Here is a 19564-nt window from a genome sequence, read left to right as displayed (position 1 = left end):
AATTTATAAAGTTCTAGAGGTACTCAAAAATTGCTGCTCAATGAAGTCCACAACTGAAATCCCTTCGTCGTATATGATCTTACAATCTCCATATAAGCGGTTAACGACAGGATGATCGCCGACAACACAGTGAGCGCCAGCAGCTCTAAACATCTCCAGGTCGTTTTCCCCGTCTCCAATGGCTACCATATGGCTTACCGGAATATTCAGTATTTCTGAAATATGTCTCACAGCGCTCCCCTTATTTCCGGATGCAGCTGTGATGTCCAAAATATGAATCTCCTCTTCAAACGGATCATTATAGCATTGCAGAAATAACGAAGGGTCTTCAAGGTTCATCACTCTGCTACGGATCTCATGTATTCTATCTGCTGTGTCCCGGAAAGCAACGGAAAAGATATACTCTTGTGTAATTGATCCATCATTCAATGACCTTGACAGGTGTTGACGGAGTAATCCCTTGACTTGTTGAGCATTATATCGAGTCACTCTTGGTAACGATATGCCTTCAGCAGCCTTGAGGATCGCTTGCACTGCAGCGTAAGAATGGTGCCAGGCTTTACAGATTTCTCCGTTCAACGGAGATACAATTAAACAACCGTTGCAAACAGCAAATGGCAGGTTCATTTGAACACCTGATAATATTCGGATCGTCGATTCCAAATCTCTTGCTGTGATGAACGTGATATGAAGCCCTCGCCTGATTAGGCGATTCAATCGTTTTCTTACTTCCGGCTCAATGACAGCTTGCTTGTTGAGCAGCGTTCCATCCAAATCACACAAATACACTATGGGTCTGCACATACTAGACTCCCGAGGAAAAGATATTCAGTATCTTCTTACTCAAGAAGTCAAATTCATTCTTGTCGCTGTGTATAGTTAATCTAACCAAATTTCGCCCAATCACGCCCGTCTCCCGGTCCAACGCAGTCGTCAATATGTTCAATTCCTTGAATGTATTCCATAAGCAGGAACTTTCGGATTTGGACCCGAGTATAACCGTATTCGTTAACGAACGAATCAAATATAAATCAGTATTCTGCACAATATCGGACAAGCACTCTTTGTTTATAGCAATTCGCCGTTTAAACGCTTCATAAATATCCTGATGTTCAGTTATCCATTTCACGATTACACAGTTAATGTTGCTAACAGGATATACAGGCGAATGATTATTGATGAAGCTTATTAATGCAGGATTTCCTGCCGCATAACCTAACCGCATTCCGGGAAAGCCGTAGAATTTGGAAAAAGAGCGCAGCACTATGACATTCGCGTAAGAAAGGCACTCCTCAAACATCGTGTATTTCTCCATTTCCAGGACTGCATCAATCGAAACTTCGTCGATCAAAAACAGGGTGTCCGGGTATTGCTCGACAAGCACTTTCAACTCCTGTCTTCGGTAGGCTTTGCCGGTTATCGGATTCGGATTCGCCAGCCAGACGGCATCATAATGACAGCGTTTCAGCGCTCCGCTTAACTCTCCCATTTCCAGTTCACATGCCACCGGATCATACGGCTGGCTTATGAATACCGGATTCTCGATACTCTCATAAATTCTATAAAAATTAGGTACTACTACCGCCACTTTCTTCCCAAGAAGCAGCACTCGGTTTATTCGCCAGATAAGTTCTTCAGAACCGCTACCAATAAGAAGCTCTTCCGCAGGAATTAAACAGCGGATTGCCTCTTTAATCTCCGTATTATTATCCTCCGGGTATTTGGTCAGGAACGGAATAATATCTTCTGATTTAATATCCGACAGCAAACGGTTTAGTATTTGGTCCTTATTAAAGCTTAATGAGTAATCATGGTAATCCTCCGACTGACGCAGCATGCAGTATTCAGTCATATAGTTCATAATCTAATATACTGAACGCTTCGTTATTTATTTTCGTACGGATGACTTCCAGATGCTGCTGTTCAAAAGCTCTGATGCATTCATCTGCTTGCTCAGCTATTGCAAAAAAAGTAGGGCCAACCGAAGAAATGGAGAGAACTTCAACATGTCCTTCTCTCTTTAAGTATGACAAGTTGTCCGACAATTCAATCAAGCCGGGATACGTGTATGAGCAGTTGTGAATGCTGCCCTTATCAAATCTGTAATCATAAATAACATCGCCCATAGTCCGCAGATCGCCACTGTACACCGCCGGAAGAAAATGATGCAACACATTGTAGGCAATTTCATGTTTATGCGTTTGACCCGACTGACGAAATTTATGGAGATTTTCTTGTTCTTTTTCAAATTGCTGTTTGGAGTCGGTCATCTCAAAATCGCGGGGAATTCCGAGAATAACTTCGTAGCGCTCATCAATATCTCTGTGTGCAATGACTGTATTTTCCCCGGCTATGACAAGGACTCCTCCGGAATATAGACCAGATGCAGCCGAGCCTCCTATGCATTGCACAGGCATCAGATAATCCTCATTGCTGTCAATCTCTTCTCCATAATTTTGAGCCAAGTATTTAACAAGATCCTTCGCTTCAATCGGATTACCGAACAAGCTGTTGATTGATGCAGCAATACCCGATTGCATTGCACCGGTTGAACCCAAACCGCAATGACGATAGGAATGGGCGGATCTCATTCGGACGTCAAATCCCCCCTTGTAGCCCAAAGCTTTTTTCATAATCTGACACACATGCTTTACAACGGATATTCGCTCCGTATCACCATCGAATCGAATTTCATCTTGCTCCAAAAGACCCACTTCAATTTCAATAAAAAGGGCAACGGAGAAGATAATTTCTCCCGGTTTATATTTCATATTGTGATTCTCCACAATGCCGCTAGGATCAATCGCCATCGCGTTTAATCTAGATGGATAGCGGATTGTAACTTTTCTGAGCCTCGGCCGAGCGGAGTCTTGCTGTACCTTCAGCGGATTGTAAACGGTACCGGCAAGAAATGGCTGGAAATTATTAATCAAAATCAATCGCACCCGCTTCCCTAATTGTTCTTTTGAACCAGCTTAGACGATGGAATTATTGAGGTTGAAGCTTCTCGGACATCTGCTGCAAACGGGGTGGTTACCTCCATTGTTGTCACGCAAATAATCTTTGAACAATGAAGCTTTGGTACCATTCCATATTTCCGATATTGACTGGTCATTGATATTACCTATGATGTAATCCGGAAAATCAACACAGAATGTTACATCCCCATTCGGGAGGACCGAACAGCTTGAAAAAGGGAATTTGCAGTAATCCGTTGATTTTTGATGTTTACTATGAAAAAAATCAAAGAATTCTTCTCTGTTCACAATTGGCAGTAAAAAGCTCGCCTTGTCTTTAGATCTCAACTCCTGAACCTGGCGGTATATAATATCGATCTCATCATTGCTAAACGGAATGATTTTATCGGAGAACCATTCCCATGACCCGGAATTCACACCGAATTCATGCTGCATAATCCGGGAATATTCCACACCGAGTGAAGGGTCAACGAAGATGGGCGCTTCAAAATTGACTCTGTTTAGTTGGGGAAACCGTTCTGTTATATACTCATAGAACTCCACCAAACATTGATAGTTTTCTTTTAAAACGACAAAGTTAATTCCGACTAATGGGGTTTTTTTGTTATTTTTTTCACAAAATTCAAAAAGAAGATCCAGATTTTTAAGCACTCTATTAAATATTCTTTTTCCTCTGATTTGCGCAAAATCTGTCTCCCTGTGGCTATCTATCGATATTGAAATATCGAAAACATCATGCTTCACGATGGCATCGACGTATTTGTCCAGGTATACCCCATTCGTTGTGGTAAACACCTTGATTTGTTTGGCCTTCAAATATTCCAGCAGTTCGACAAAGCCAGGATACAGCAGCGGCTCTCCGCCGAATAAATAAGCGCTTTCAATTCCAGTATGGGTATCAATCTGCTTTTTGATAGTCTCCAAGGCAAGCTCGCTATGGTCCGTACTTCTTTTATTTGAATACACTTGTCCACACATATAACATTTCAAATTACATTTATGAGTCAGCATTAAAGTGATGTGGTTCAACCCTTGGCAACATGTTTTCATTCTCATCCATCCTTTAAATAGCTAAGAAGCAACCCAAGAAATCGAGCTTCCGGTTAAGACAGCAAATTATACTTAGGCGAAACGCCTTCCAGTTCATCCTTGTTGTCGATAGAGAAAAGTCTCTGCCAAATGCTTTTCTTCCATTCTTTGCTATAGACGAAATCCTTCCCGCCAAAAAAGTTGATAAAGGATTCATCGCTAACATGCAAACGACGCATCTGTTCTTCTTCATAACCGTCGTTATATACAAATTTCAAACAATACAGTGAATAATACATCGCATGGTTATGTCCTAACTGAATGGCCTTTTGAATGGCTTCATGCAGACTTTGCTCCGTCATCTTCAGCCTGATAAATTCACGAATATCGCACAGCTTAATAAAAGTAATGTCATTAATGTTATATATCCACATGGCATTCGTAGCTTCTTTATAGAAATGGCAGCACAGATGCAAGAAAAAATCTGCCGCCGGTAAATCATTTTTGGTAGAAGCATCCAGAATGTTCTCTACTTCTTCCTTACGCAGATTAAGATCTAAACTAAAGCAAAAATCAATTTTGAAGCAGTGGATGTAATCTGAAGTAGACTTTTTTATAAACGGAAACATATTGTTCATTTTGCTTTTCCATAGAATTTGTTTTCTACGGTCTATAGCCTCAATAAGTCCCTTTGATTCATCGTATTCACCTTGGATATATCCCAATTCATTCATTACATCGACAATTCGCTTAGTGTCCGAATGTTTAATTAATATATCGATATCATTCATATTTCTGACCCCGTATGTTTTGTACATATTGGGCAGCAGATAAGAGCCTTTCAGAAATGCGTGCCTGATCGAATGCTGTGACAATTTGCTGCCGATGATTTCTGCTTCTTGAATATACGCCGTTGTCCGCTCCCGGATTCCCATGTAAATAAATAAGAAAACCTGCCGGATTCTGCTGGGTATTTTTTTCTGCAACCCTAACTGAAGCATATGGTGCCATACTAATCCTGGAATTTTATTCTTAATGGACACATTCAGAATATAACTCCAGTCTAAAGCGCTTTCATTAAGTATTTGAAAGACTTTTGTTCTCTCTGAAGAACCTAAATCCAGCTTGGACAACTCAACGATAAGTTGCTCTTCCAGGGTTAAAGTGCTGTTATCCACTCCACTTCATCCTTCCGTCCTGAACTGATTCATTTGGGTGTAAGCAATCATTTGCGCTCTTGAACCAACGCATAAATAAGATCAATCGTATTAAATTTCTCCATTACCAAATCTTCATCATCAAATTCAATTCCGAAAGCTATCTCCAATTCAACAACCAGATTCACAAAACTTAAAGAGTCTATTCCATAGAGTTCAAGTGCTGAACTATCCGAAATCTCCACCTCTAAGCCACACTCACCGCCTTCCAGTAATTTCTTGTTGATTATTTCTATCACCTTGTCTCTTATTATAATTTTATCCTTTTCTTTGCATTCCTGCATCTTTTTCACACCCTTTCTCATACGTCATTGTATTCCTCGAAGAAGGATGTGTCAACAAAAGCATAAAATGGTTTATTTGTATGTAAACAAAATTATAAGTTATTACTCCTATAATAAAAGTGATTTTCCGGCTCAGTCCCTGTAATTATGTTGTCATTTTCCTTTTTCTAAAAAATAGATAAAAATAAGAGACAAGTTACATAATGTATATCATAATTATTAGGTTTATGTTACAGTTTGCGGAAAGAAATACAGGAATGTATATTTTTTTATTATACTTTTTTGTAAATAGAAGTATTTCTTAAAACAAACACAAAGGAGTATTTTCATGCATATCAAACTGCCGATGAAATATCCTGCGCTCACTTGTTATCCTAATCATGCAAATTTACTGTCGGTTATTTCACAAAATGACCGTTACACGGAATGGTTCCTGAACAACTACGTTCAGCTCTTTGTGGATAAAAACGATTATAAGAAGAAGCTGTTACGTCTTGACTTTTATACCAATAACCCGTTTATCACATGCCCGTTCATATCTCATCAGCACATTCATCGAAATATAATAAAAAGGGCCTACGACGATATTGTTGAATTCTTGATCCATAGCTTGGAGGAAGGTTATTATATTTATCTAATAATTGATAGCTATTACATATCCAAATATGCTAAATATCAAGTTAATCATCAGGTACATGATCTCTTTATCTATGGTATTGATACCGAACGGAGTATTTTCTACGCAGCTGATAATTTCACTAATGGGAAATACAGCTACGAAGAAATCCCTTTGGACCAGATCCGGAAAGCATACGATCAGGTTGAGAACCTTAAACTAAGCGATTGGTTGGAAGGTGTTAAATTGATTGGATATCGGGAGGCAAATGAATTTTGGGCTCTCAGTCATACCTATAAATTTGATTTGCAGAATCTGCTAATCGAGCTGGAGGAGTATTTAAACGGATCTAAAACACCTGTGCGGTATGCAAATCCCTACGACCAATGGTACATCTATGCATGTGAAATGGCGTTCGGACAAGATATATTTGATGTCATTATTCATTTTATAACCTATGAGGAAGATCTGTTTGACAAACGTCCCCTCTTTGTACTTTGGGAACACAAAAAAGTCATGCTGATGCGTTTACGATATCTGGAGGAGAAAAATTATCTCACAGCAAACTTCTCCGACGCTTATGCAAAAATTGAACATTCAGCTTACTTATTGAATAAGATGTATCTAAAACATTTCGTGGGCGGTTCCAGGGATATTGAGGCGTTAAAACGAATTGCACAAAAGCTGGAAGAAATGAAACAGCTGGAAGCTGCACTCCTGAGATCCCTTCTTCAAGATGCCAGGGCAAGGGCGGAAAAGGAGGGGTAACTTAAAGCTGAATTAGTATGAGGGAAGCCGGCTCCCCGCTACATTAAGCGGGGAATTTCTAAGCAATATAGCGTGCAGCCGGTAATCTTACATAGGAAATGAATAATGATTCAAAATGACCTGGAGTCTTTTTAGGTTTTCAAGATAAAAATCACTGCCCAGTTCCTTTCTCTTTATGCTCCAAGCCAAGCTTCCATATGCATTATAGAAGTTATAAAAAGGGAGCTGTTCTATCAAACCTTTGCTGGACCGTACCGACTGGTACCCGTCCATAAACCAGCCTTTAGTTTCCGGCCGGACTTCCCATAGCTCTGTTTGCACTTTAGTGAAATCAAGAGCGGGAACCGCCCCTCTTGCCCCCTCAAAATCTAGAATACCTGTGATTTGGCTATCTTGCATTAGCAGATTTCCCGGATGGTAGTCATAGTGAATCAACGTTGGTGAAACCGGCTCCGGCAGTTTGAGATAGTTATGCTCGAACATAAGCCTGCTCTTTTCCTGAATCTCATCAGGAACACTCCCTTTACCTATTCCGAGCCATTCCTCGAAGTGGGAACGTAAAGCGGAGTGCCAGGATAAGCTTAGATTACCATCCTGTTGTTTGGAGCCCAGATCATAAGAAGGCATTGGAATTTCATGTAACATGGCCAACATTTCACCTAATTGCGCACATATACGATAATCTAAGTTCTCAATAGAAAGTGTATTCCCGGATAGACAAGTCATTAGAATGGCACCGCGATTCTGTTCACTTTCTTTCCAGATTTCCATAACCTCTGGAACTGGGAGGTATTCTTTTAACAATTGAAGGGCTGTAACTTCTCTATTAAGCTTTTCCATACTGAAGGGGATTTTTAGAATACAATCGGTTTTATTTTGCAGGCGGATTTTAAATACGCTGGAGCTATAGGAATTCAGCATTTTTTCGATATCGGTTACAGGCAGCTTTAAGTCTTCACAAATTTTGGTTGCATTAATCATTTAACCAACCCCACTTTCAAATGTGATCAAGAATGAGCATTCCAAAGGCATCCAAGCTTAGGTTACGTAAACTTGCTGATAGATTATAAAGCTACGTCATTATGCGAGTAAATATCCTTAACAAGGTTAAATTTCTGCCCCATGGGACTGTACGCTTATCAGTAAAAGCTTGAGAATTATTTGTATCATTCATAACGCTACTTTTAATTTTTCTAATTTTATCCTCAGACCATGTTAATATTTTAATGTAATAAGATGTTTTAGAACTGTTCTTTAAAATAATTTCACACACAATATATCAGAATATTTTTCCATAATTTAATATCATTATTGTAATTTAATTTCTCTTTTTTATTTGTTATCGTTATATATGCTCTGCCTTGAATTTATTTAGTCCTTGACGGTTCCTTCGCAATCTCCCGCTGCGTCCTTTCTTCCCCGCCTGTATCCAAACCAAACCGTCCCACCACTACTTCCTTCTCCCGCTCATCCAAATATCGAGGTTGCGATAAATCTTGCTCTTCTCAATCTTCAGATCCACTTCCTTAATCACATCATCCGTCTCAGAACCGAGGATATCAATCAACGTGATCTCATTACCTTCCTTGTCTGTCCCAATCGGATCGTAGAGCGACACGTCTTTCCGGGTCTTTTTCAGCGAACGAAGGTGCATCAAAATTTCGTTTTCAATACATCGGGCGCAAACGTAGCGAGCTTTGTTCCCTTGTTTGGCCGGTAGCTCTCAATCGCTTTAATCATTCCAATCGTGCCGATGGAGATTAAATCCTCCATATCCTCCCCCTGTATTGTCGAATTTTTTGAGGTTATGGACACGATACGATGTCACTTCTTCTCGTGATCATCGTTTGTTATAGATGTTAACTGTTAATGTGTAGCAAAGGTAAGACCCTCGTATTAATTCACTACGGGGCAAAGCCGTCCGTAACAGGACATATAGATCACTGACACGATATCAGCTGAAGCCACCTTGGTGCTGGGTCAAAAGAAATCTAAGTCTGTACCCCTTCTTGATTTATCAACAAGTAAATGGGTTAAATATTATAACTTCTTTTCATTCACTTGTTACATTTCTAAGGATGCATCTGTCTTTTCCCTAAAGCAGCAATTATTCGATAACCATCAGATGGGTGTCCAGCATAAGATCCATTCGAATAAATCGCCGGAGTTAATGTTACACCAAGATTAATGACGTTGAATACGCCAGTTACGATAACTAAATTTTCGAGAAATGGCCTCATTAGAAAAGAAAGATAAACAACGAGCATAGCAACAACCAACAATAATGAGATGAGTGGTCCCCCTAGTGAGCCCCATCCCCATGAAAATAAATTATACATACATTTCCAGATTAATTCGACATATGATGTTTTATACCTGCCTTAGTGATGTTTAGGACATCTATTTTTCACCTATCACTTTTCACCAATTATATTCAATTATTATTTTGGATATAGTTCTGCTTATAGACTTAATGAGATTTAATTAATAAACAAGCAAGCTATTTAAAAATAAAAAGCAACTTATCCGCAGACAAGTCGCTTTTCTAAGATGCTTTTATATATATATAGTGATCTCACCGCTTCGCCTTATAAAACTCATGATACAACTTCATGAGCGCCCTCTTCTCTATCCGCGACACGTAGCTGCGACTTATGCCCAAGTCCTTCGCAATCTCCCGCTGTGTCCGCTCTTCCCCGCCTGTATCAAGCCCAAACCGCCCGAGCACCACTTCCTTCTCGCGTTCATCCAGAATATCGAGATTCCGATAGATCTTGCTCTTCTCGATCTTCAAATCCACTTCCTTAATCACATCATCCGTCTCCGAGCCGAGGATATCAATCATTGTGATCTCGTTTCCCTCTTTGTCTGTCCCAATCGGATCGTGGAGCGACACGTCTTTCCGTGTTTTTTTCAGCGAGCGGAGGTGCATCAGGATTTCGTTTTCAATACATCGGGCAGCAAAAGTGGCGAGCTTCGTGCCTTTGTTTGGACGGTAACTCTCAATCGCCTTGATCAGCCCGATCGTTCCAATGGAGATGAGGTCCTCCATGTCTTCGCCGGTGTTGTCGAACTTCTTGAGGTTGTGGACACGATGTGATGTCAGAGAAATGAAAAAGCAGCCCGATATTCAATTAATCGGACTGCCTATCCATTAGTTTGAACGAGCTGAGGCCCGCTTCATTCTGCTTCTTTCTTTGAGAATCACCAGTTCTTTCACTTTATTCTCATTGTTCAGGTACACCAGGAATAAGAGAAGGATAATGGCATTGAACAGCGATTGCATTTGAGAAGACACATCCAGCCGGACAAAGCCCAATGTGATTATGGCGCTGGTTACGCTTCCCAGGAATATCCCAAGCTTCTCTTCGCTATACCTGCCGATGAAACCGCCTAAGAATAGTGGCAGAAACGCAGTAAACATCAAGGAAATTGAAGAAAAATTCAGTACAACAGATGCCGAGCCGCGCGTAGTGATATTAATGCTGCCTACAACGCCCATCAACAGTCCGGCCAGCATGTAACAAGCTACTGCATTCCGCTTCTCATTTACACCGGTATGAACCGCAATCTTCTGCCCATGCTGCAAGGCCCTGAGATTATAACCAAAACCTGTAAAGTTGGTAAGGAAGATCATCAGCACGAGGCCAGCTCCAGCCATCCACAGCAAATTCTCCAAGGAGGATAACTTGACTAACGAAAGGTTTGTGGAGATAAGCAGCCCCTCTCCTCCGGTGATCACAAAAGTGAATGCCTCATAAATCAGGGTTACACCAAGCGAGAGAATAAGTGGGGGCAATTTGAGTGTAATATAGGCCAAGCCTGAAATCAGTCCAAGCAGCATTCCCGTCATTGCAATCAGGATGAACATCATTCCGGGTGAGAGATCGTAGCTTACCGCCAATTTGGCTCCAATAAGCGAAGACAATAACGATACGGAGCCAATTGAGAAATCGAAACGGCCGGAGTCCAGATTCAGCCCCAATGCCCAAGCCGTAAAGGCAATGACAACCGTAGAGCGCACAAATGTCAGTACATGACCCTGATTTCCAAACAGGCTTATTCCAGTTATGGAGGTTAACAAGATAAACAATAAGAGTACAAAGACAGGGATAATCAGCGTGTAAGCCGTATTTTTTACTATTCTGCTCATGTATACCACCTTTGGTTTGCTTCCCGCTTATTGATGCAGTTTCTGAATATCCTCATAGGTGTAGGCTTCCACAAACTGTTTGAAGCTCTCAAAATCGGTATCTCCGTTCGTCGCTTTGATAACAGTGTCGAGATCTTTCTTGGAATACGCAGGCGTTTCTACATTATTGGATAGCTCGAACATTTCGTTAAAATGCTCCTTACCGATAGCAGTCCAGTACCCCTGAGCCAGACGGAAGGCTTGACCATTGTCACGGACACTATCGATATCTCCATTTACAGCATTGTATACGGCTGCAAAGATTGGTCCAATGGAAGATGCGAACTTCCCGGCGAGATAATCGGCTTGCGGCGGTTCTGCATTAAAAGCTGATTTGTAGGCATCAGTGAAGGAACTGACCGTCGCCAGCTTCAAATTGGGATTGGTCTGGGAAATCGACGTTCCGAATAGTTCAACGCCAAGTGCTGCAGTTATCACGACTTCCAGATTAGCGGCCCCCAGCTTTTGTCCCGCTGTGCCATAGAATGCGCCGGAATCATCCGGGAATCCTGTCATGGTGTCTATCGTAAAGCCCCCGCCCGAGAATGTGCCGATATTTCCGTTGCTGTCTTCAGTATACGTCACTCCAGCTTCCTGGAAAGCTTTGATCATTCCGTCAGTTCTTTTCTTGTGCATGGAGACAAACGGATAACCGCCAGTGTACAAGAGGAAGTTCTTGGCTCCTGCCCCGATATAATATTTAGCCATGTCATAGCCGACCTGCTCTTCATTGTCCAGGGAAGGGCCGATTGAGCCGACATAATACTTGTTGTCCTTCACCTGCTCGTACTGCTCATCCGAAAGCGTCCCTGCTCCGACTGCATAATAAACCTGTGCTTCCTCGCACATTGCAATACTGGCCAGCCGGTCCTGATCCGAGAAGGAGATAATGCCCTTGATCCGCTGACTTATGAAATTTTCGATAGCCGCCTTCTCCTGCTCGGCTGTGTTGATGGTATCCGAATACGTAAACTCAACATTGTAATTCTTGGAAATATACTTTTCATAATAGTTCTTAAATGCTACCACTTCAGAATCGGTAGCGTCATAAATCAGGACCCCTAGCTTTATCTTTTTCCCTCCAGCGCCTTCTCCCGCTTCCGAGTTACCGCTGCAGCCGGCGAGTATCCCGGCTACCAGAAGTAGACTGAGTAACAGAAACATAGAACGTTTAAGCATGTGCTTTGTCATAATGACCCTCCTATTTAATGTAACGAACCTGAATGTGATATATCATTGCCCATGGTTCAAGCCCTATCGGGGAAGCAGTTTATCCCGGAATCCGATGCTTGCCACAAACACTACCACCAGAAAGAGCACGCCTTTAGCAATTTGATTGACTCCGGAAGAGAACCCGAGGGCGAGCAGCACTTGATTTAACAGCACAACCGAGGTTGCGCCCACCAGAGCTGCGCTGATCTTCGATCTGGCTCCGCCGGAGAGCGGCATCCCGCCAAAGACGAGTGCAATTAACACGTCCATGCCCACGGAAGATGCAGTGGTCTTACTGAGTACAGGAGCGCGGACGATGGTCAGAAAGGCAGCTAACCCAATGCCAATGCCGGCAATGGCAAAGGCGATGATCGTCAGCTTGGATCTGGAGAGGCCTGTTTGTTTGGCGGACACCGGATTCGCGCTCAGAAACTTATTCTGCCGGCCAATCGGCGTGTACCGGAATATAAACAGGCAAATCAGGAAGAACAGAATCAGGATGGATAACTTGACCAGCATGGTATCCGCCGAAGCCGCTGCCTCACTGCTGATGCTGAGCTTGGATTGGCCGCCGAGCAGCAATTCGATAACCGAGTTCAGTACACTGAGCATCGCAATCGTAGTTACAAATACCGGCAGGTTCAACAGAGCAGCGAGTATTGAATTAAAGAGGCTGATGATGACACCGATCAACAGGCATACCAGGAACATAACCAGCAGCGATCCGCTTGCGTTATACGCCAGAACTCCAGCCATAGCGCTGACTGCGGTTGCGGCCCCAAGCGAGATATCAAAGGCTCCGATGGAGAAAATGAAGATCGCACCGGTGGAAATGACAGCCGTAATCATCAGCTGGTTAACAATAATGTTCAGATTGTAAGGGGTAATATCCCCTTGCATAACAACGATGTATAACACTGCAAGCAGGATCAGTCCAATTACCGGTGCTGAAGCCGCAACTGTGCTTTTATGTTTGGTCCATAACAAATTCATTCGTACACCGAACCTCCGCTTAAATCATATAGGAAATGACATCCGATTCGGACAGCTGGGGGCTTCTGGCGAATTCCCCTGTAATCCGGCCGTCCTTCATAATCAGAAGTCTGTCGCTCATACCGATTAATTCGCTTAATTCCTCGGAAATAATGATAATGGATTTGCCTTCCGACTTCAGCTGATAGATCAGCTGGTACATCGCTTGTTTCACTCCGATATCTACCCCTCGGGTTGGACAATCGAGGATAAGAATCTCCGAGCCGCGGCCAATCCATTTGGCAAATACAACCTTCTGCTTATTGCCTCCCGACAGGCTTTGAACACTCTGCTCCATCGATGCGCATTTGACGCTGAGCTGTTCAATCAGCTGAGCCGCATACTTCTTCTCGTCTTTGGAGAAGATCAGGAACGGAGGCCGCTTGATGTGATCCAGACCGGCGATAACGATGTTATCCTTAATGCTTGATTGCAGGGACAATGCTTCGACGTCCCTGTCTTTGGACACATACCCTACTCCAAGCTCCATCGCTTCACGCTCACTGCGGATTTTCCGGCCGCCGGCAACTTCAACGGTGCCGCTGTCCAGCTTTTCAAAGCCAAACAGTGCCTTGCCCAGCGTATGCATCCCGCAGTGGGATAAGCCGCCGATCCCCAGGATTTCCCCCTTGTGCAGACTCAAGCTAACCTGGTTCAAACGGTCGCCCTTGCTTCCGTCGACCAAAGAAAGGACAACCTCCTCACCGTAACTCCCATCATAGTCATCACGGTAATAACTGCCGGTCATCTCCCGGCCAACCATCAGTTGCTTGATTGTATCTTCGTCAAATTCCGGCTTTTCTAAATTTCGGATGAATACGCCATCGCGGAGCACCGTGAGCGAATCACATACCTGCATCAACTCATCCAGATCGTGGGAGATGAAGATGACCGACTTGTTTTGCGCTTTCATTTCTTTCATCAAGCCGTAAATAACCTCGCGTCCGTATTGGGACAGCACAGTAGTGGTCTCATCGACGATGATCATTTCGGGATGACGGCTCATAACTTTAGCAATTTCGATCAGCTTCCGGTCTTGCATATCAATGCTGTCCGTCGGATCGGAAGCCTTAATATGGGTAACTCCTATGCCTCTCAGGGCCTGTTCAGCCTGATTGTACAGCGCCTTTTTGTTGATGGTTCCCCAGCGGGAATACTTCGAGTTCTCCCCCAGAGTGATGTTCTCGGCTACCGTTATACCTGACACCGTCCCCCTTTCCTGCACAACCATGCCCACACCTTTGTCCAAAGCATCGATCATATTTACCGGCTCGTAAGATTGCCCATTTAATGTCATTGAACCGCTTCCAGCCTTTTGAATACCTGCAATAATGGAGGATAGCGTGGACTTTCCGGAGCCGTTCTCGCCGATTAAGCCGCGAATTTCTCCTCTGCGAACCGTAAGACTGACCTGGTCCAGAGCAACGGTCGCATCAAAGCGTTTACAGATATCCACGGCCTCAAACAATACATTTGTGCTCATCATGTTCTCCTTATGATTTTTAACTTTATGACTATAGCTTAACTTGAAAGTGTATACGCTTCCTAGGACGCTTGTTTGGTGAAAAGGCACCATATGTTATGGTCATATAGCCTTTACAACAAGCATTGGGACAGTTATGATGCATGTAATATTAAAGAAGTGAGTATAGACCGAAAATGATCAATTTTTTATTGTTATACTGGAGGCTTAAATCATGGAAGAGCGGCATGAAATCATTAATTTTAACAACATTGTCCCGATCAAGATCTTTATGCACAAGCTCGGAACCGTTCCGAAACACTGGCATCAGAGTCTGGAACTGCTCTATGTTCTGTCCGGCAGCGTTCAACTCGTAGTGGGTGACCGGTCATTTACCCTGGAAGAAGAAGACATGTTCCTGATTAACAGCAACTCGGTCCATGAACTTCAGGCCGGGGGCTGCGTTCTGGTCGCGCTGCAGATTAACCTGTCCAAATTCGGACTTCCCCAGGAGCAGCTGAACGATCTTTATTTTGATCTCAGCACCAAGACCGGTGACAACCATCAGGGCTTCCTGGCCCTGAAGAGAATCATTGCCAATCTGATTCAAGACAGCCATATCCTCGATGAGGCGGCGAGCTTCCATATTAAATCCCTGGCTTATGCGCTGCTTTCCGAGCTGATTCAGCATTTCAAAGTGGAAAAGAGTTCACGGGAAATCACCTCTCAGAAACATTTGACCCGGCTTTCGCGAATCATGAATTATATTAACGATCATTATAGGGAACAGCTCTCTCTAACCCGGATCGCCGAAGAGGAATACCTCTCTGTTCCGTATCTTTCCGCCTTCTTCGAGAGGTATATGGGGGTGAACTTTACGGCTTACTACAATGACGTGCGGCTCTCTCATGCCGTTAACGAGTTGATCAGCTCAGATAACTCTGTCGAAGAAATTGCACAGAAGCACGGTTTTTCGGATTCACGTTCGTTTGTAAGGGTGTTTAAGAAAAAATACAATATGCTGCCCAGCCAATACCGTAAGCAGCTCCCTAGTGGCCCAGACCTGTCTTCCGGGTCCCCGCTTTCCGTCTCAGACAATCTTGTCAATTATCTGGAGTTCGACCAGCACAATTATCTACAGCAAATTGCCAAGTATCTGGACAAGCCGGAGAACAGCTCAGGGCTGCTTCAGCGGAGCAACCGTTATCTTCAAGCTGAAGAGATTGATTGCGGCTGTCCCGGCAAGACGCTGATCCATACTTTCAAAACCTTCACATCCGTAGGGCGGGCCAAGGAACTGCTGCTGGCCGATGTGCAGGAAATGCTCAGAACGCTTCAGCGGGAGGTAGGCTATGAATACATCAAATTTCACGGTCTGCTCTCAGACGATATGCTGGTATGCTCAGTGGATGAGAACGGCAAATGGCACTTCAACTTCGTCTATGTCGATAAAGTAATGGACTTCCTGTTATCCATCGGTCTCAAGCCGCTGATTCAACTGTCCTTTATGCCGGAATCACTGGCCAGCCAGCCCGGCAAGACTGTATTCGCTTCCCGCTTTAATACCAGCCCGCCGAAGGACATCAAGCTCTGGAACCGGCTTGTAACCGAACTTGTTACTCATTTGCAGCAGCGGTACGGAAGAGCCAGAATCACCGAATGGCTTTTCTGCGTGTGGAACGAGCCGGATACCTCCAGTCAGATGTTTGGTTTTGGAGACGACAGCCTGTTTTACGAACTGTACCTGAATACATATCATTCAGTGAAGGCATGTGATTCCGCGCTGCGTTTCGGTACACCTTCGCTGCTGATGACCTCAGATTACAGCATCGGGTGGGCAAGGGAATTTATCCGCTGGACACGGAAGCATGAATGTGTACCCGAGTTTCTGAACCTGCATTTCTATGCAGATAACTTCGACAATTTCGATCTTCATACCAAGCAGTTCACTACCTACACCGGCAAATTGAGCGAAGACGCGACCCGCTTTCATGCATTTATCGACAGCGTCAAGGAAGTGGCAGCAGAGGAAGGCATGGATACCCTCCCCATCTATATGACAGAATGGAATTTGACGGTGTCGCACCGCAATCTGATCAATGATACCTGTTTCAAGTCCTGTTACCTGGCGAAGAATCTGCTGGAGAACTATGACCGCCTTGACAGCTTCGGCTATTGGGTATTGACCGATCTGATTGAAGAAACCCAGCACCGCAGCGAGATTTTCCACGGCGGGCTGGGCTTGTTTACCTACAACGGAATCAAGAAACCTCATTATTACGTGTTTCAATTTATCAACCGGCTGGGGGATCAGCTGCTGGCACAAGGTAATGGTTTTTTTGTCACCCGCAGCGGGCAATCCATCCGGATCATGCTGTACAACTATGAGCATTATAATAAGTTGTTCGCTTCCGGAGAGCTATTTAATATGACCGCGATCAACCGTTATACTCCCTTCCCGAGCCATTCCAATCTGGAAATGTCCATACCTCTGAAGAACCTCCCTGACGGACGGTGCGTGATTAAAGAGTATGTCATAAACCGGAAATCGGGAAGCAGCTTCGACAAATGGATGGAATTCGGCGCAATGCCCCTCCAAAGTGCAGAAGACCTGGATCTGTTAAGCCACTCCTCCGCTCCGGCTCTTAAAATAAGGGAAGCAGAAGTTGACGGAGGTGAGCTGATGTATATGGCAACGCTTGAGCTTCTGGAGGTACGCTACGTCGAGATCCTGTTGGAAAGTTAATCATGCTCAATGTCATTTCATATTATATGAAATTTTCCGATCAGCTCTTCTAGTTGACGGGATAGCCACGTCTGGGCTGCCGCTGCCGCCGCAATGCCATCCATGGAAACCGATTGTGCTTGGGCCGTCTCATTAATTTCCTGTAGACGGTCCATCGCAGCTATGGATACATCCCGCATGTCATGGACGGAAGCAGAAATCTCATCCGCACCGGCGGATATTTGCTCAGCGGCTGCGGATACCGCTTCAATCTGTCCGTTCATCCCTTGAATCAGCTGAACAATCTGTTCAAACGCTGCTCCTGTCTGGTGAGTGATCTGTACTCCGCGCTCCGTTTCTTCCATGCCTTTATCCATGGATTGATAGGTGCGGACTGACTGACCATGAATACTATTCACAAGATCGGCGATCTGTCCCGCAGCTGCTGCCGTTTCTGCAGCTAATTGCTTCACTTCCACAGCCACCACAGCGAAGCCCTGACCTTGCTTTCCGGCACGGGCTGCTTCAATTCCGGCGTTCAGTGCCAGAATATTCGTCTGTTTCGCCATATCCGCAATGAATTTACCTATGGCCTGAATTTCGCCGGCCCGTTCCAACAGCTGCCCTACCTCCTGCCTTGCAACATTTAAGTATTGGTGAATGCTCGTCATCTGCGCCTCATTGCTTTGAACGTGATCTGAACCTTGTCCGACTGCATGCATAACGCCTCCGAAATGCTCATTCATTGCAGCGGCGGATACGGCAATATGCCGGATACTGCCGCTGATTTCTTCGGCTCCTCTAGCCGATTGCTCTGAATCCAGAGCTTGCTGCCGGGAGCTCTCCGCTATCGCGGTTACCGCTTTGGAGATGTTCCTGGCATCCTCGGTAGTATGGGCTGACAACCGGTCCATTATGGCCGATGTATCCACTGTCTCTTGAACAGTCGACCCGATATTTCGGATCAGCAGGGAGAATTCATCCAACATCCCGTTAATACTTCGTTGCAGCTGTCCGAATTCATTGTTGACACGGACGTCTAAACGCTTCGATAAATCGCCAGTCGCCACGTTCCGCATAAACGAGGATAAAGACAGGACGGGACGCAGCAGTAAACGGGAGCAAAACAGTGAAATGAGTGCAACGACCAATATTGTAACCGTTATCATTATTAAAGACACCCGCTTAGCCTTTGACGCCTCTGCGAGGAGAGTATCCGTATCACCTGTAACTACCACTTTCCAGCCCGTTCTCTGCACCGTTGCAAAGGAAGAAAATACAGTCTCATCTCTAGCGTCATCCTTGTATGTCAATGTCCCCTGCTGCTCTATCAGCACATGCTTATTGAATTTAGCCGCTGCTTCAGCATTCAACATTTTACTCACGGATACTCCGATCATCTGTTCATCTTGATGGGCAATATAAGCTCCTTTGGATGAAAGCAGAAAGATATCAGCTCCGGAATCCTGCTGCGTAGCTTTGAGATCCTTCAGGAGGATATCGGCTTTCATAACCGAGAACAGATTTCCTTTATATGTACCTTCTTCATTCCGCAGAGGAACGATGATGATGATCAGATTGTTCCCCCCAGACGGCATAACGTCTGTGATCTGAACATTTTCAATAGATTTGAAGTTATCATTCTCGCCTGCAAAGTCCGTAACCACTCCGTCACTTCCATAAGAGATTCCGTCCGCATTCGTGTAGGAAAAAGAGATATTTTCCGGGTCTGTTGTTTTCAGTGTTTTTAATAAGGGGACAATTTTCCCGGTATCACCTTCCAGCAGGAGTTCACGGTTGCGGCTACTAATTTCATCGATAGTGCTAATCTTTGCATTCAGCCAATTGTTCATAATGGCAGCATTGGATTCTGCCATTTGCAGCTGCTTCTCCTTGACTTGATCCGTTAATTCGCGGTCGTAGCCGGAAATTAACCAGTACGTAGAAGTTATTACAGGTACAACTGCTATGGCAAGCAGCATTACAATGATCAATCTTTTGATCGAATATGTTTTCACAGGCAATACTTCTCCTTTATCACCGTTTGCA

The 19564-nt window shown here is 44.1% G+C and carries 15 protein-coding genes and 1 pseudogene; 2 read left to right on the top strand and 14 right to left on the bottom strand.

Annotated features, from left to right (window positions below; all coding sequences use genetic code 11):
* Nucleotides 1-3 precede the first annotated feature (3 nt).
* The 6 genes from R70331_RS06845 to R70331_RS06820 are packed head-to-tail and all read right to left on the bottom strand — an operon-like array spanning nucleotide 4 to nucleotide 5529.
* Nucleotides 4-804, bottom strand: coding sequence for an HAD-IIB family hydrolase (locus R70331_RS06845; protein WP_042173983.1), 801 nt, complete (start codon nucleotides 802-804; stop codon nucleotides 4-6).
* Between the two features lies 1 nt (nucleotide 805).
* Nucleotides 806-1861 carry an aminotransferase class I/II-fold pyridoxal phosphate-dependent enzyme gene (locus R70331_RS06840; RefSeq protein ID WP_081947506.1) on the bottom strand — a complete coding sequence of 352 codons (1056 nt, stop codon included), beginning with the start codon at nucleotides 1859-1861 and terminating at the stop codon, nucleotides 806-808.
* Nucleotides 1845-2939: a GHMP family kinase ATP-binding protein gene (locus tag R70331_RS06835; RefSeq protein WP_042173978.1), complete on the bottom strand. Its 1095-nt coding sequence runs from the start codon at nucleotides 2937-2939 to the stop codon at nucleotides 1845-1847. Before R70331_RS06835 ends, R70331_RS06840 begins: the two co-directional genes overlap by 17 nt.
* Nucleotides 2940-2975: 36 nt before the next feature.
* On the bottom strand, nucleotides 2976-4028 hold the full coding sequence (locus R70331_RS06830; RefSeq protein ID WP_042173976.1) for a radical SAM protein: 1053 nt from the start codon (nucleotides 4026-4028) through the stop codon (nucleotides 2976-2978).
* Between the two features lie 53 nt (nucleotides 4029-4081).
* Nucleotides 4082-5185, bottom strand: coding sequence for a nucleotidyltransferase family protein (locus R70331_RS06825; protein WP_042173974.1), 1104 nt, complete (start codon nucleotides 5183-5185; stop codon nucleotides 4082-4084).
* Between the two features lie 47 nt (nucleotides 5186-5232).
* The gene (locus tag R70331_RS06820; RefSeq protein ID WP_042173972.1) at nucleotides 5233-5529 is read right to left on the bottom strand and encodes an acyl carrier protein; all 297 of its coding nucleotides are present in this window, start codon (nucleotides 5527-5529) and stop codon (nucleotides 5233-5235) included.
* 307 nt (nucleotides 5530-5836) lie between these two features.
* On the opposite strand from R70331_RS06820, the gene R70331_RS06815 reads away from it, so the two are divergent.
* Entirely contained in the window at nucleotides 5837-6892 is a 1056-nt protein-coding gene (locus tag R70331_RS06815; protein ID WP_042173969.1) for a hypothetical protein, read from the top strand.
* An 87-nt stretch (nucleotides 6893-6979) separates the two neighbouring features.
* Here the strand turns inward: R70331_RS06815 and R70331_RS06810 are convergent, their stop codons facing one another.
* The 7 genes and pseudogenes from R70331_RS06810 to R70331_RS06780 form a co-directional block, all read right to left on the bottom strand.
* Nucleotides 6980-7873, bottom strand: a complete 894-nt coding sequence (locus tag R70331_RS06810; RefSeq protein WP_042173966.1) for a phosphotransferase family protein — start codon at nucleotides 7871-7873, stop codon at nucleotides 6980-6982.
* 404 nt (nucleotides 7874-8277) lie between these two features.
* Nucleotides 8278-8702 (bottom strand): annotated as a pseudogene (locus tag R70331_RS06805) (sigma-70 family RNA polymerase sigma factor); the annotation flags it as partial.
* Between the two features lie 765 nt (nucleotides 8703-9467).
* Complete coding sequence (gene sigK / locus R70331_RS06800) at nucleotides 9468-10022, bottom strand: RNA polymerase sporulation sigma factor SigK (RefSeq protein WP_081947504.1); 555 nt, start codon at nucleotides 10020-10022, stop codon at nucleotides 9468-9470.
* Between the two features lie 24 nt (nucleotides 10023-10046).
* Nucleotides 10047-11045: an ABC transporter permease gene (locus R70331_RS06795; protein ID WP_042173964.1), complete on the bottom strand. Its 999-nt coding sequence runs from the start codon at nucleotides 11043-11045 to the stop codon at nucleotides 10047-10049.
* A gap of 27 nt (nucleotides 11046-11072) precedes the next feature.
* Nucleotides 11073-12275 (bottom strand): sugar ABC transporter substrate-binding protein, encoded by a 1203-nt coding sequence (locus R70331_RS06790; RefSeq protein ID WP_042173962.1) that lies wholly within the window; start codon nucleotides 12273-12275, stop codon nucleotides 11073-11075.
* A gap of 63 nt (nucleotides 12276-12338) precedes the next feature.
* Nucleotides 12339-13289, bottom strand: coding sequence for an ABC transporter permease (locus R70331_RS06785; protein ID WP_042173960.1), 951 nt, complete (start codon nucleotides 13287-13289; stop codon nucleotides 12339-12341).
* 19 nt (nucleotides 13290-13308) lie between these two features.
* Nucleotides 13309-14814: a sugar ABC transporter ATP-binding protein gene (locus R70331_RS06780; RefSeq protein ID WP_052418952.1), complete on the bottom strand. Its 1506-nt coding sequence runs from the start codon at nucleotides 14812-14814 to the stop codon at nucleotides 13309-13311.
* 211 nt (nucleotides 14815-15025) lie between these two features.
* Between R70331_RS06780 and R70331_RS06775 the strand changes: the two genes are divergently transcribed.
* The gene (locus R70331_RS06775; protein WP_042173956.1) at nucleotides 15026-17536 is read left to right on the top strand and encodes a GH39 family glycosyl hydrolase; all 2511 of its coding nucleotides are present in this window, start codon (nucleotides 15026-15028) and stop codon (nucleotides 17534-17536) included.
* 17 nt (nucleotides 17537-17553) lie between these two features.
* On the opposite strand, the gene R70331_RS06770 is transcribed toward R70331_RS06775, so the two are convergent.
* Nucleotides 17554-19533, bottom strand: coding sequence for a methyl-accepting chemotaxis protein (locus R70331_RS06770; protein WP_042173954.1), 1980 nt, complete (start codon nucleotides 19531-19533; stop codon nucleotides 17554-17556).
* Nucleotides 19534-19564: the final 31 nt, after the last annotated feature.

It is taken from the genome of Paenibacillus sp. FSL R7-0331 (assembly GCF_000758645.1).
In the GTDB taxonomy this organism is placed as follows: domain Bacteria; phylum Bacillota; class Bacilli; order Paenibacillales; family Paenibacillaceae; genus Paenibacillus_AQ; species Paenibacillus_AQ camerounensis.
This window is presented reverse-complemented; position numbering and strand designations above follow the sequence as displayed.